Origin of the sequence: Demequina sediminis, assembly GCF_039545075.1 — a bacterium.
Classification (GTDB): Bacteria; Actinomycetota; Actinomycetes; order Actinomycetales; family Demequinaceae; genus Demequina; species Demequina sediminis.
In genome coordinates this window covers 137,672-151,711 of sequence record NZ_BAABRR010000001.1, presented here as the reverse complement: position 1 = coordinate 151,711, position 14,040 = coordinate 137,672, and the positions used below count along the sequence as shown (strand labels likewise).

The following is a 14,040-nucleotide window of genomic DNA, read 5'->3' as shown; positions in this document are numbered from 1 at the left end:
CAGCCGATGCACGCGCTCGCACGACACCGCTACCACCGGGCCGCCCCGGTGGTCCTTGTTCTCCTGCTGCTCGCCCTCATCGCCGGAGTGGCCGCCGCCGTCTCGACGGCATCGTCAGCCGAGGCCACCACCGCCACCGCCGACGACGTCGCCGAGGGTGAGAAGCTCTTCGCCGCCAACTGCGCCTCGTGCCACGGACTGGGCGCCGAGGGCCAGGACGGCGTCGCGCCGTCCCTCGTGGGCGTCGGCGCCGCCGCGGTCGACTTCCAGGTGGGCACCGGCCGCATGCCCATGCAGGCCTCGGGGCCCCAGGCCCCCGCCAAGCGCCCCCAGTTCTCCGCCGAGGAGATCTCGCAGCTCGCGGCCTTCGTCGCCTCGCTCGGCGCCGGCCCCGGAATCCCGACGGCCGAGCAGGTCGACCCCGCGCTGGGTGACCCCGCCAAGGGCATGGAGCTGTTCCGCACCAACTGCGCGATGTGCCACGGCTCGGTCGGTGGAGGCGGCGCCCTGACGCAGGGCAAGTACGCCCCCAACCTGTGGGAGACCACCCCCACGCACATCTATGAGGCCATGCTCACGGGACCGCAGTCGATGCCCGTGTTCAACGACGCGAACATCACCTCCGAGGGCAAGCGCGACATCATCGCCTTCCTCAAGGCCCAGGACGAGGGTTCGCCTGGCGGCCTGCGCCTCGGCACCATCGGCCCCGTGGCCGAGGGCATGTGGGGGTGGCTCGTCGCCCTCGGACTGATCATCGCCAGCACCGTGTGGATCGGAGCCCGTTCTTCATGAGCACCGCAGACCAGCCCGTCGGTCACGACTCGGCCGACTCCTCGACCGCGGCACAGGCCGACGAACAGACCCCGGAGATGTTCACCGATCCCGGCCTTCCCTACCACCGCCCGCGTCGCGCGGACGTCGACCCCAAGGCCGACAAGCGCGCCGAGCGTCAGGTCGCCGCCCTCTTCGGGCTGTCGATTCTGGGCACGATCATCGCGATCGGCTCCTACCTCGCTCTCGACATGACCGAGGAGATCGCCTCGATCCGATTCGTCAACATGATGATCGGACTGGGTCTCTTCCTCGCGATGATCGGAATCGGCCTGGGCGCCGTGCACTGGGCCAAGACCCTCATGCGCGACCACGAGATGGTCGAGGAGCGCCACGAGCTGCGATCCTCCGAGGAGGCCCGCGAGGGCGCCGTCCAGAACCTCAAGGACGGTGTCGAGGACTCGGGAATCGGCGGCGTGAAGCGCCGCCCGGTGCTCGTCGGCTCGCTGGTGGGCGCGATCGCGCTCGCACCCCTCGCCGTGCTGTTCCCGCAAATCGGCAACATGGGTGGCGACTGGAACACCAAGAAGTTCGCGCACACGATGTGGCGCAAGGGCACGCGCCTCGCGCGTGACCCCGACGGCACCCTCATCAAGGCCTCGGACGTCACCATCGGCTCGGCGTTCCACGTGATCCCCGATGGGCTCAACGAGCTTGAGCACCACCGCATCGAGGAGAAGGCCAAGGCCGTCGTGCTGCTGGTCCGCCTCGACCCGCGCGACCTCAAGATCCAGCCCGGACGCGAGGACTGGTCGTTCGACGGCATCGTCGCGTACTCGAAGATCTGCACGCACGTCGGCTGCCCCGTGGCGCTGTACGAGCAGCAGACGCACCACCTGCTGTGCCCGTGCCACCAGTCGACCTTCGACGTGGCCGACGGCGCCAAGGTGGTCTTCGGTCCCGCCAAGCGTCCCCTTCCGCAGCTTCCGATTGCGGTCGACGACGAGGGTTACATCGTCGCGCAGAGCGACTTCCACGAGCCGATCGGTCCGTCCTACTGGACGCGCCTCAAGCACACGTCCGACGGTCTGAACGACTCGTCCGAGGGGAGCAGCCACTAATGGGCGCGCGTCTCGATTCCGCCGCATCCGGCACCGCCAACTGGGTCGACGAGCGCACCTCGATCGGCTCGTTCGTCAAGTTCATTGCGCGCAAGGTCTTCCCCGACCACTGGTCCTTCATGCTGGGTGAGATCGCGCTGTACTCGTTCATCGTGCTGCTGATCTCGGGTGTGTTCCTCACCGCGTTCTTCGTGCCGTCGATGGGCTTCGTGACCTATGACGGCCCGCTCGAGACCATGCAGGGCGTGGAGATGTCCGAGGCCTTCGCCTCGACGCTCCACATGTCCTTCGAGGTACCCGGTGGCCTGCTCATGCGCCAGATCCACCACTGGGCAGCGCTGCTCTTCACGGCGGCAATCGTCACCCACATGGCGCGCGTGTTCTTCACGGGGGCCTTCCGCAAGCCGCGCGAGCTCAACTGGCTCGTGGGCTTCACCCTGATGATCCTGTCGCTCGCGGCCGGCTTCTCCGGCTACTCGCTTCCCGACGATGTCCTCTCCGGCAACGGCCTGCGCATCATCGAGGGCGTCACGCGCTCGATTCCGATCCTGGGCGAGTACATCTCGTACTGGATCTTTGGCGGCGAGTTCCCCGGCGAGATCATCATCCCCCGCCTGTTCACCATGCACATCCTGCTGGTGCCCGGCCTGATCCTGGGGCTGATCGCGCTTCACCTGTTCCTGGTGTTCCTGCACAAGCACACCCAGTACCCGGGCCCCGGCCGCACCCACAAGAACGTCGTGGGCCTGCCGCTGTTCCCCGTGTACACCGCGAAGGCCGGTGGATTCTTCTTCGTGGTCTTCGGCGTGATCGCGCTCGTGGCCGCGGTGTTCACCATCAACCCGGTGTGGAACTACGGACCGTACGATCCCTCCCCCGTCTCGGCGGGAACGCAGCCCGACTGGTACATCCTGTTCGTCGACGGTGCGCTGCGCCTCATGCCGGGCTGGCTCTTCGACGTCATCCCCATGGAGTGGGAGCTGTGGGGCTACACGCTGTCGTGGAACATCCTCATCCCCGCGGTGATCGTTCCCGGCCTGTTCTTCGGCTTCCTGGCGTTCTACCCGTGGATCGAGGCGTGGGCCACGGGTGACCGCGGCGAGAAGCACGTGCTCGACCGCCCGCGCAACGTGCCCGTCCGCACCGGCCTGGGCGTCGCGCTCATCATCTTCTACGTGATCCTCGTGCTCGAGGGCGCGAACGACATCATTGCGACGCTGTTCCACCTGTCGCTCAACGACCTCACGCTGTTCCTCCGCGTCGGCATCTTCGTGCTGCCAGTGCTCGGGTTCCTCATCACGCGACGCATCTGCTTCGGTCTCCAGCGCAAGGATCGCGAGCTGGTGCTCCATGGCAAGGAGACCGGGCGCATCGTCCGCCACGAGCACGGCGAGTACATCGAGGTCCACGAGCCGCTCACCGAGCACGAGCGCTGGATCCTCGTGTCGTACGACGACATCGCTCCGCTCGAGATCGCTCCCGAGTACAACGAGCGAGGCGTGCGCCGCAAGGGATACCGCTGGGATCGCTTTAAGCAGCGCCTGTCGCGCTTCTACTTCGAGCACCGGGTCTCCCCCGTCACGCCCGAGGAGCTCGAGTCGGCCTCGCACGCGCACCACTAGCACCACGCGATCCCGTCAGGGGCGTCCGGCATCGGCCGGGCGCCCCTGACGGCGTCTCCGGCCCGTGCCGGAATTCCTGGCAGGGACCGGAATGCCCGTGCCTCCACCGAGGTTGTCTCGGGTGTCCCACTTCGCTCCGAGACGTGCGTCTCGCTAGGCTCGGAGCGTTCCCGGAAACCCGGCCGTGCCGCCGTCGCGGCGCCGCGGCCCCACCTTGGAGGAAGAATGGCCGACTACACGCTGCCGGACCTCAGCTACGACTACGGAGCACTCGACCCGCACATCGCGGGCCAGATCATGGAGCTCCACCACAGCAAGCACCACGCGGCCTATGTCGCCGGAGCCAACACCGCGCTCGAGAAGATGGCGGCCGCGCGCGAGTCGGGCGACTTCGGCGCGATCGCGGGCCTCGAGAAGGCGCTCGCCTTCAACCTGGGCGGTCACACCAACCACTCCGTGTTCTGGACCAACATGTCCCCGGACGGCGGCGACAAGCCCACGGGCGAGCTGGCGGCGGCAATCGACGAGCACTTCGGCTCGTTCGACGGTTTCCGCGCCCACTTCACCAACAACGCGATGACCATCATGGGCTCCGGCTGGTCGATCCTCGCGTGGGACACGATCGGCAAGAAGCTGCTGATCGTCCAGCTCTACGACCAGCAGGGCAACGTCCCGGTCGGCCTCATCCCGCTGCTCATGCTCGACATGTGGGAGCACGCGTTCTACCTGCAGTACAAGAACGTCAAGGCCGACTACGTCAACGCCTGGTGGAACGTGGTCGACTGGGCGAACGTCCAGCAGCGCTTCGCCACCGCGTCCGCGACGCAGGGGCTCATCGTCTCCTAGGTTCACCCACGGCCTTCAGAAGGGCGGTCTCCGGGTTCGGAGGCCGCCCTTTGTGGTCTGCGGGCCCCGCCCTTTCCCCACGCCGCCTTTCCCCACGCCGCCTTTCCCCACCCCTGCACGCTATGGGACGGCCATGGTCGTTTCTCGAAGGTCTCAGCGCGCCATGGGACGCTCAGCGTCGCCGCTCACGCGATCCCGACGTACCGCGCCAGGTGCTCCCCCGTCAGCGTCGATCGCGCCTCGACCAACGCGGCGGGCGTCCCCTCGAAGACCACGCGCCCGCCGTCGTGGCCGGCGCCCGGCCCCAGGTCGATGATCCAGTCGGCGTGCGCCATCACCGCCTGGTGGTGCTCGATCACGATGACCGACTTGCCCCCGTCGACCAACCGGTCGAGCAGCGCGAGCAGCTGCGCGACGTCCGCGAGATGCAGACCGGTGGTCGGCTCGTCGAGCACGTAGACGCCGCCCGACTCGGCCATGTGGGTCGCGAGCTTGAGGCGCTGTCGCTCGCCTCCCGAAAGCGTCGTGAGTGGCTGGCCGAGCGCGAGGTATCCCAGCCCGACCTCGACCAGGTGGCCCAGCACCTTCGCAGCCGCCGGGTTCTTCGCTTCTCCCGCCGCGAACAGCGCGTGCGCCTCCTCCACCGGCATCTCGAGGACGTCGGCAATCGAGAGGCCCGCGAGACGGTACTCGAGCACGTCCTCGCTGAACCTACGCCCCTCGCAGGCCTCGCACACGCTCGCGACGGTCTCCATCACACCCAGCTCGGTGTAGATGAGCCCCGCACCCTTGCACACGGGACACGCCCCCTCCGAGTTGGCGCTGAACAGCGCGGGCTTGACCCCGTTGGCCTTCGCAAAGGCCTTGCGAATGGGATCGAGCACGCCGGTGTACGTCGCGGGGTTCGAGCGCCGCGAGCCGCGGATGGGCCGCTGGTCGACCGTCACCACGCCGGAGTCGGCCGGCAGCGCGCCATGGATGAGCGAGCTCTTCCCCGAGCCGGCCACCCCCGTCACGACCGTCAGCACACCCAGCGGGATGTCGACGTCCACGTCGCGCAGGTTGTTGAGCGAGGCACCCCGAATGGACAGCGCGCCCGCCGCGGTCCGCACCGCGTCCTTGAGCGCCGCGCGGTACCCGAGGTGCCTGCCCGTGAGCGTGTCGGAGGCGCGCAGGGCTGCGACGCTGCCCTCGAAGCACACGGTGCCTCCCGCGGTCCCCGCGCCGGGTCCCAGGTCGACCACGTGGTCCGCGATCGCGATCGCCTCGGGCTTGTGCTCGACCACGAGCACGGTGTTGCCCTTGTCACGCAGCCGCAGCAGCAGCCCGTTCATCCGCTGGATGTCGTGCGGGTGGAGCCCCACCGTGGGCTCGTCGAACACATAGGTGATGTCGGTCAGCGCGGAGCCGAGATGACGAATCATCTTGGTGCGCTGAGCCTCGCCTCCCGACAGCGTGCCCGCCGCGCGGTCGAGCGACAGGTAGCCCAGCCCGATCTCGACGAACGACTCGAGGGTCGAGCGCAGCGCGCTCACCAGCGGAGCCACGGACGGCTCGTCGAGGTCACTCATCCACTCGGCGAGGTCGGAGATCTGCATCGCTGCGAGGTCGGCGATCGACGCCCCGCGGATACGCGAGGACCGCGCCCGCTCGCTGAGTCGCGTGCCGCCACAGTCCGGGCACGTCGCGAAGGTCACCGCGCGGTCGACGAACGCACGGATGTGCGGCTGCATCGCCTCGGGGTCCTTCGACAGCACCGACTTCTGCAGCTTGGGGATGAGCCCCTCATAGGTCATGTTGATGCCAGCGATCTTGACCTTGGTGGCCTCCTTGTAGAGCAGCGCGTCGCGCTCCCGCGCCGAGTACTCCCCCACCGGCTTGTGCGCATCCAGGAACCCCGACTCGGTGTACATCCGCACGGCCCAACCGTCGGCGGTGTAGCCCGGGATAGTGATGGCCCCCTGCGCGAGCGACCTCGCACCGTCCACAATCTGGGTGATGTCGAGCTCGCTGATGCGGCCCGTGCCCTCGCACCGCACGCACATCCCGCCCGTCACGGAGTACTCGCGATGTTCGCGCGCGGTCGAGCCGTCCGTGCGGGTCACGGTGGCCGACCCCGAGCCGGAGGAGGACGCCACATTGAAACTGAACGCCTGCGGCGGGCCCACGTGCGGGTCACCTAGACGCGAGAAGAGGATGCGCAGCATCGCGTGGACGTCCGTCGCGGTGCCCACGGTCGAGCGGACGTTCGCCCCCATGGGCTCCTGGTCGACGATGATCGCGGTCGTGAGCCCCTCGAGCACGTCGACGTCCGGGCGCGACTGGCTGGGCATGAAGCCCTGAATGAACGAGCTATAGGTCTCGTTGATCATGCGCCGCGACTCCGCCGCGATGGTCTCGAACACGAGCGAGCTCTTGCCCGATCCCGACACCCCCGTGAAGACCGTGAGACGCCGCTTCGGCAGCGTGAGCGTCACGTCCTTGAGGTTGTTCTCGCGCGCGCCTTCCACGCGGATGAGGTCGTGAGAATCGGCGGCATGGGCGGGCGAGGACGTCACGGTTGCTCCCGTCGGTGGGGACGATGCGGCGCTCACCATTGTGCCCGGTGCCTGCCCCCTTGGGGAGACAGCGAAGCGGCCCGCCCCCTCACGGGGACGGGCCGCTGTCGCGCGCGGTCGCTCAGTGCGCGTGCTGCCCGCGCGAGAACTCGAACACCCAGCCGACGAGTCCGATCACGCCGACGATGGCGGCCGGAACCATGATCCACCAGCCCACGGCCATGGCCGTGAACGCCAGCGCGGCACCGAGGCCGCACACGAGCGGCCACCAGCTCCAGGGGGCGAAGACGCCCTGCTCGCCGGCGTCCTCCGAGATCTCGGCGTCCTCGCGGTCCTCGGCACGCTGACCGTGGCGCTTCTCGAGCATCTTGAAGTACACGCCGACCATGAGAAACATCGCGCCGGTGAGGTAGATGGCGAGGAAGCCCACCCACTCGGACCAGTCGGTGAAGTAGCCGTAGACGGTGCCCGCCACCAGGAAGAACGCGACGGGGATGTTGAAGAGATTGGCTTCGATGCGCATCGGTCTCTCCTTACGCGACGGGCGCGTGATCGGTGTTGTCACGCTCCGCCTGGTAGTGATCGCGCGCGGCGGCTCCCGGGTGGTGCAGATCGAACGCGGGACGCTCCGAGCGGATGCGCGGGATGGACGTGAAGTTGTGACGCGGCGGCGGGCACGAGGTCGCCCACTCGAGCGAGTTGCCGAAGCCCCACGGGTCGTTGACCGTGACCTTTGGCGCGCGGCGCGAGGTGATGTACACGTTCCACAGGAAGGGCAGCGTCGAGATCGCGGTGAGCACCGCGCCCACGGTGGATAGCTGGTTCATCCAGGTGAAGCCGTCCTCGGGCATGTAGTCGACGTAGCGCCGCGCCATGCCCCGAGCGCCCAGCCAGTGCTGGACCAGGAAGGTCATGTGGAAGCCGAAGAACAGCAGCCAGAAGTGGATCTTGCCCAGTCGCTCGTTGAGCATCTTGCCCGTGAACTTGGGCCACCAGAAGTAGAAGCCGGCGAACATCGCGAACACGACCGTGCCGAACACCACGTAGTGGAAGTGCGCGACCACAAAGTACGAGTCGGAGAGCGGGAAGTCCAGGACCGGCGAGCTCAGGATGACTCCCGTGAGACCACCGAAGAGGAAGGTCACGAGGAAGCCGATCGACCACAGCATCGGCGTCTCGAAGGTGAGCTTCCCTCGCCACATCGTGCCGATCCAGTTGAAGAACTTCACGCCGGTGGGCACCGCGATGAGCATCGTCATGAACGCGAAGAACGGCAGCAACACGGCGCCGGTCACGTACATGTGGTGCGCCCACACCGTCACCGACAGCGCGGCGATCGCGATGGTCGCGTAGACGAGGCCGTGGTAGCCGAACAGCGGCTTGCGCGAGAAGACCGGCAGGATCTCGGAGACGATGCCGAAGAAGGGCAGCGCGATGATGTACACCTCTGGATGGCCAAAGAACCAGAAGAGGTGCTGCCAGAGGATCGCTCCCCCGTTGTCCGGATTGAAGACTTGAGAGTCGAGCACGCGGTCCGAGCCGAGCGCGAAGAGCGCCGAGGCGAGCGGCGGGAAGGCGAGCAGCACGAGCATCGACGTCACGAGGATGTTCCACGTGAAGATCGGCATGCGGAACATCGTCATGCCGGGCGCGCGCATCGTGACGATCGTCGTGATGAAGTTGACCGAGCCGAGGATCGTGCCGAAGCCACCGAGCGCCAGGCCGAAGACCCACAGGTTGCCACCCACGCCGGGCGAGTACACCGCGTTCGACAGCGGCGCATACGCGAACCAGCCGAACGAGGCCGCGCCCTGAGGCGTGAAGAAGCCCGCCATCGCGATGACTCCGCCAAAGAGGTAGAGCCAGTACGCGAGCATGTTGAGACGCGGGAACGCCACGTCGGGCGCGCCGATCTGCAACGGCATGATGAAGTTCGCGAAGCCCGCGAACAGCGGTGTCGCGAACAGCAGCAGCATGATCGTGCCGTGCATCGTGAACAACTGGTTGTACTGCTCCGCGGACTGCACCACCTGGATGCCCGGCTCGAAGAGCTCGGCACGGATGAGCAGCGCGAGCAGTCCACCCACGATGAAGAAGAAGAACGACGTGATCAGGTACATGTACCCGATGGTCTTGTGGTCGGTGGAGGTGATCCACTTCACCACGATCGAGCCGGAGCGCGCGGGCGCGGTCGGGAGCGTCACGGTGCGGCGGTCGTCGCCTGCCTCGTGGGGGACGGTAGCCATCAGGACGCGGCCTCCTCGTGGGTCTCGGTGAGCTGAACCACCTGATCGCGGCTGTAGTCGTCGACGCCGATCTGCCCGGTGTAGCCCTCGTTGCGCAGCTCCTCCATGCGGGCGTCATACTCGGCGCGCGAGACGACGGCCACGTTGAAGAGCATCGAAGCGTGGTACTCGCCGCAGAGCTCGGCACACTTACCCTGGTAGATCCCCTCTTCCTGAGGAATGACCTGGAAGGTGTTGGTGCGCCCTGGCACGGCGTCGATCTTGTAGAGGAACGCGGGGATCCAGAACGAGTGGATGACGTCGCGCGAGTCGATCGTGAACTCGACGCGCTCGTCCACCGGCAGGTACAGCGTGGGGAGGGTCGCCTCGACGCCCTCCTCGCCCGTGAGGGCAGCCTGCACACCCGGGTCGTACACGTCGTCGTCGACGTAGTTGAAGTCCCAGCTCCACTGCTTACCCACCACGTTGATGTGGATGTCGGGAGTCGCCGACGTGTCCTTGATCGCCCAGATGTCCTCGGCGGTGTACTTGAACAGCACGCCGATCATCAGCAGAGGGACGATCGTGTACATCAGCTCCAGCGGAATGTTCGCCCTGGTCTGCACGGGCAGCTTGGTGTCGCCCTTGCGCTTGCGATAGACCACGACGGCCCACAGGATCAGCCCCCAGGTGATCACGCCGACCGTCAGGGCGGCGATCCAGGAGCCGTTCCAGAGGGTGATGATGCGACCCGTCTGGTTGGTGATGTCAGGGGAGCTGGGCAGCGCGCCATTCTCGATGCCGTTGGCGCATCCTGCCAGGAGGGACGTGAGTCCTACGACAGCGATGCCTGCCAGGGCTTTTCCGGGCACGCGGGGACGTGAAAGGAGGGACACACGGGCAGTCTAGCGCGCTGTACCGTGAAGGCATGCAGGTTGCGCGCATGTTCCTCGACGCCTCGGGTTCCGCTCCTTTGACGAACCGCACGCTCGAGGCGTTCCAGGCGGGTCTCGCGGACGGATGGGCGGACCCCGCAAGACTCCACGCGGAGGCGCGCCGGGCGCGTCAACTGCTCGACGGTGCGCGAGAGGCCATCGCCGAATCACTGGGCGCTCGCCCCGAGCACACGCACTTCGCTCCGACCTTTGCGATCGGCCTCGAACGCGTCATGGCGGGCATCTACGCCGCGCGCCGCGGTCGCGACCGGGTGGTGGCGACCGCGATCGAACGCGACGCGACCCTCCACTCCGCCGACTACGTCTCGGGCGGCGGGCTCACGCTCGTCGAGGTCGACGGCGCGGGCCACGTCGTCCTCGAACACCTGCGCGAGGCTCTCGACGTGCCCGACGTCGCGCTCGCCGCCGTCCAGCACGGCAACCACGAGATCGGCACGGTCCAGCGCCTGGGCGACGTCGCGGAGGTCACGACGGCTGCCGGCGTGCCGCTCGTCGTGGACGCGACGGCGAGCATCGGTCATGGGGAGGCACCCGAGGCGTGGGACGCGCTCGTCGCGAATCCCGCGGACTGGGGCGGCCCGGCCGGGGTGGGAGTCGTCGCGCTCCGCCCGCGCACCCGCTGGCTCCCCGTGTGGCCCGAGGGCGGCGACTGGGCGCCGGGCGGCGTGAGCGTGCCCGCCGCTCTCGCCGCTGCGGTCGCCCTCCAGGAACGGCGCGAGCACCTCGCCCAGACCGGCCCGCGCCTGCACGCGCTCATCGAGCGAGTGCGCCTCGAGGCCGCCTCGTGGCCAGGCGTCACGGTGGTCGGCGACCCCGACCACCGCCTCCCCCACATCGCCACGCTCTCGTGCCTCTACGTGGACGGAGAGGCGCTGCTCACGCGGCTCGATCGCCACGGCATCGCGGTCGGGTCTGGATCGGCCTGCACCACGAGCTCCCTCGAGCCCAGCCGTGTGCTCGAGAAGATCGGCGCGCGCGGACACGGCAACGTGCGGCTTGGTCTCCACCCCGGCGTGTCGGACGATGACGTCACGCGCCTTCTCGAGGTGTTGCCGCGCGTGATCGGCGACCTCCGTGCCGAGGCAGGAGCGCCCGCGCTGTCCTGACGTCGCGTCGCGCCTCGTCCGACCCCTCAGACAACACGTGACCCCAGAGACACCACAACGGGCGGCGAGGCCGTAGCCTCACCGCCCGTCGGTGCTGGTATCCCTGGGGATCAGCTGAAGGAGTCTCCGCAAGCGCAGGAACTCGCGGCGTTCGGGTTGTCAATCGTGAAACCCTGCTTCTCGATGGTGTCTGAGAAGTCAATCGTCGCGCCATCGAGGTACGGGACCGACATCTTGTCGACCACGACCCCCACGCCGTCGAAGTCGCGAACCGCGTCTCCGTCAAGCGTGCGCTCATCGAAATAGAGCTGGTAGATGAGGCCGGAACAGCCTCCGGGCTGCACCGCGAGGCGCAGCTTGAGGTCGTCGCGGCCCTCCTGCTCAAGCAGGCTCCTGACCTTCGCCGCCGCGGCATCGGTGATGACGACGCCGTGGGACGTGGTCTCGGTTGCGAGATCAGTCATAGACGCCTCCTCTCTCTCGGGTGTCTTGATAAGCGTACGCCGCGAGAGGGATATTCCGAACCCCGACGCGCGATGTGTGGATGCGTCATCTTCGTGACGCCACGCGCGGACAGTCGAGGTCGGGCTAGCGCGCGGGCGTCCAGGTGTGCGCGAGCCGGCGCACCTGGGCCGCCAGGCCCTCCTCACCACGCTCGCCCTCGTGCGCGCCGGCGATCCCTCCTGCCATGAGGTCGCGTCTGCCGACACCCAGGTGACCGGTGGCGACCACACACGGGGCGCCCCGCCTGCCCGCGAGCCACGCCGCCGCGGCGGCGGCGCCGTGGTCGAGGTCGGCCGCCCGCAGCCGAGCGACCACGGCGACCACCAGATCGGCCTCCTCAGCGGCATCGTTCAGGCCCACCATCTCCGCCACCGCGCGCGATCCCGGCACGAGCCGCGCACCCAGGGCCGCCAGCGCGTAGGCGAGGCCGCCCGCCGCTCCCGCACCCGGCTCGTCCGACAGCCGTCCCACGCCCATCAGGACCTTGCGCGATGCGACCGCGTCCGCCTCACGTGCGATAGCCGCCCACCGCTCCTCCTGTGCCTGCGCGGCCAGGGCGAGCGCGGCATCGGCCTCGCGCCCCTCCCTCACCGCGGCACTCATGCCGCGGAATCCGAGCAAGGGCCGGTCCGCACCCACGAGCGCGACGATGTCGAGACCGGCCACTGCGGCACGCGCCGCGGCGAGGCCGCCGCCCCACAGGTCGACCGCGTCGCCTGCGGGAGGCTCGTCGCCCACGGGCACGACGACCCGCGCGCTCTCCCCCGCGGCGGCGAGTCCCAGCAATGCCGAGGACAGCGCGCCCGGCTCCCATCGCGTGCCGCGCGCGGGAGCCAGCACCACGGCACCCCTCACGCGGCGGGCGATCGCGCCTCCGACGCTCCACCGCTCCCCGGTGAGCGCGTCGCCCGTGAGCGGTCCGCCGTCAGGGACCGCGCGCACGTCAAGCGCGACGTGTCCGGCGGCCTGGGTCCAGGCCTCGCGCGCGACCGCGGCGGTGCGCTCGGGGGTGAGGGATTCGGTGTCGGACAGGGGCCAACTCTGGGCGGCGACGGCAACACGCATCCCACCAGTGTGCCCGCTGCGTCATGCGACAATGTGCGAATGACCCAGACGTTCCACGAGCCCTCGCTGTCCCCCGCGCTGCTGCTCCTGGGTGAGCGACGCGATCCCCTGTCGGAGCGGGGCGTCGACTGTCCCGGCGACCTGCCGCCCGCATCGGACCCCGACCTAGTCGCGCGTGCGCGCGCCGCGAAGGAGGCGCTGGGTGACCGCGTCTTCATCCTGGGCCACCACTACCAGCGCGACGAGGTCATCCAGTTCGCGGACGTGACGGGCGACTCGTTCAAGCTCGCGCGCGATGCCGCCGCGCGTCCCGAGGCGGAGTTCATCGTGTTCTGCGGTGTGCACTTCATGGCCGAGAGCGCGGACATCCTCACGTCGGACTCCCAGGCCGTCGTGCTGCCCGACATGGCGGCCGGCTGTTCGATGGCCGACATGGCGAACATCAACCAGGTGGACGATGCCTGGGCACAGTTGGAGGAGGCAGGCATCGCCTCCCGGACGGTGCCGGTGACCTACATGAACTCGACCGCGGCCATCAAGGCCTTCTGCGGCGAGCACGGCGGGGTGGTCTGCACGTCGTCGAACGCCGAGGTCGCGCTGCGCTGGGCCTTCGACAAGGTGGGCGGCGTCGAGGGCGACGGCAAGGTCCTCTTCATGCCCGACCAGCACCTGGGACGTAACACCGCGGTCCTGCAGCTGGGGCTCTCGCTCGACGACTGCATCGTGTGGGATCCGCGCAAGCCTCTCGGCGGCAACACCCCCGAGGCGATCGAGGCCGCCCGCATGATCCTGTGGAAGGGTCACTGCAGCGTGCACGGCCGCTTCCGCAAGGAGAACGTCGACGCGATCCGCGCCAAGGTGCCCGGCGTCAACGTGCTCGTGCACCCCGAGTGCGCGCACGATGTCGTGACCGCGGCGGACTACGTCGGATCGACCGAGTACATCATCAAGACGCTCGACGCCGCCGAGCCCGGCTCCGCGTGGGTGATCGGCACGGAGCTCAACCTGGTGCGCCGCCTCGCGAACGCCCACGCCGACAAGGACGTGCACTTCCTCGAGGACACGGTGTGCTTCTGCTCGACCATGAACCGGATCGACCTCCCTCACCTGGTGTGGGCGCTCGAGTCGCTGGTCGCGGGCGAGGTGCCCAACCGGATCGTGGTCGATGACGAGACCCAGCGCCTCGCCAAGATCGCCCTCGACCGCATGCTTGCGCTACCCGCGCTGAACCCCGCCAAGGACTGACACAAGGGAGAGACAGCGGGG

At 68.5% G+C, this 14,040-nt stretch carries 12 protein-coding genes; 6 read left to right on the top strand and 6 right to left on the bottom strand.

The window, feature by feature from the left end:
- The first annotated feature begins 6 nt into the window (after window positions 1-6).
- From qcrC to ABEA62_RS00750, 4 genes are all read left to right on the top strand, one after another.
- Window positions 7-792, top strand: coding sequence for a cytochrome bc1 complex diheme cytochrome c subunit (gene qcrC / locus ABEA62_RS00765; protein WP_286215781.1), 786 nt, complete (start codon window positions 7-9; stop codon window positions 790-792).
- Window positions 789-1,892, top strand: a complete 1,104-nt coding sequence (gene qcrA / locus ABEA62_RS00760; RefSeq protein ID WP_425557934.1) for a cytochrome bc1 complex Rieske iron-sulfur subunit — start codon at window positions 789-791, stop codon at window positions 1,890-1,892. The genes qcrC and qcrA overlap by 4 nt, the downstream gene beginning before the upstream one ends.
- Window positions 1,892-3,514, top strand: a complete 1,623-nt coding sequence (gene qcrB, locus ABEA62_RS00755) for a cytochrome bc1 complex cytochrome b subunit (protein ID WP_286215780.1) — start codon at window positions 1,892-1,894, stop codon at window positions 3,512-3,514. The genes qcrA and qcrB overlap by 1 nt, the downstream gene beginning before the upstream one ends.
- A gap of 225 nt (window positions 3,515-3,739) precedes the next feature.
- Complete coding sequence (locus tag ABEA62_RS00750) at window positions 3,740-4,360, top strand: superoxide dismutase (RefSeq protein WP_286215779.1); 621 nt, start codon at window positions 3,740-3,742, stop codon at window positions 4,358-4,360.
- 185 nt (window positions 4,361-4,545) lie between these two features.
- On the opposite strand, the gene ABEA62_RS00745 is transcribed toward ABEA62_RS00750, so the two are convergent.
- The 4 genes from ABEA62_RS00745 to ctaC form a co-directional block, all read right to left on the bottom strand.
- Entirely contained in the window at window positions 4,546-6,957 is a 2,412-nt protein-coding gene (locus ABEA62_RS00745; RefSeq protein ID WP_286215778.1) for an ATP-binding cassette domain-containing protein, read from the bottom strand.
- Between the two features lie 82 nt (window positions 6,958-7,039).
- Entirely contained in the window at window positions 7,040-7,441 is a 402-nt protein-coding gene (locus tag ABEA62_RS00740) for a cytochrome c oxidase subunit 4 (protein WP_286215776.1), read from the bottom strand.
- Window positions 7,442-7,451: 10 nt separating this feature from the next.
- Window positions 7,452-9,164, bottom strand: a complete 1,713-nt coding sequence (ctaD, locus tag ABEA62_RS00735) for an aa3-type cytochrome oxidase subunit I (protein WP_345378016.1) — start codon at window positions 9,162-9,164, stop codon at window positions 7,452-7,454.
- Window positions 9,164-10,039 (bottom strand): aa3-type cytochrome oxidase subunit II, encoded by an 876-nt coding sequence (ctaC, locus tag ABEA62_RS00730; protein WP_286215774.1) that lies wholly within the window; start codon window positions 10,037-10,039, stop codon window positions 9,164-9,166. Before ctaC ends, ctaD begins: the two co-directional genes overlap by 1 nt.
- 32 nt (window positions 10,040-10,071) lie before the next feature.
- On the opposite strand from ctaC, the gene ABEA62_RS00725 reads away from it, so the two are divergent.
- Entirely contained in the window at window positions 10,072-11,205 is a 1,134-nt protein-coding gene (locus tag ABEA62_RS00725) for a cysteine desulfurase family protein (RefSeq protein WP_286215773.1), read from the top strand.
- 110 nt (window positions 11,206-11,315) lie between these two features.
- Here ABEA62_RS00725 and erpA read toward each other — a convergent pair whose 3' ends face one another.
- Both erpA and ABEA62_RS00715 read right to left on the bottom strand, forming a co-directional pair.
- Window positions 11,316-11,669, bottom strand: coding sequence for an iron-sulfur cluster insertion protein ErpA (gene erpA / locus ABEA62_RS00720; RefSeq protein ID WP_286215772.1), 354 nt, complete (start codon window positions 11,667-11,669; stop codon window positions 11,316-11,318).
- A gap of 124 nt (window positions 11,670-11,793) precedes the next feature.
- Window positions 11,794-12,774, bottom strand: coding sequence for a glycerate kinase (locus ABEA62_RS00715; protein WP_286215770.1), 981 nt, complete (start codon window positions 12,772-12,774; stop codon window positions 11,794-11,796).
- A 39-nt stretch (window positions 12,775-12,813) separates the two neighbouring features.
- Here ABEA62_RS00715 and nadA point away from each other — a divergent pair, with 39 nt between their 5' ends.
- Window positions 12,814-14,019 carry a quinolinate synthase NadA gene (nadA, locus tag ABEA62_RS00710; protein ID WP_286215769.1) on the top strand — a complete coding sequence of 402 codons (1,206 nt, stop codon included), beginning with the start codon at window positions 12,814-12,816 and terminating at the stop codon, window positions 14,017-14,019.
- The last annotated feature ends 21 nt before the right edge of the window (window positions 14,020-14,040 follow it).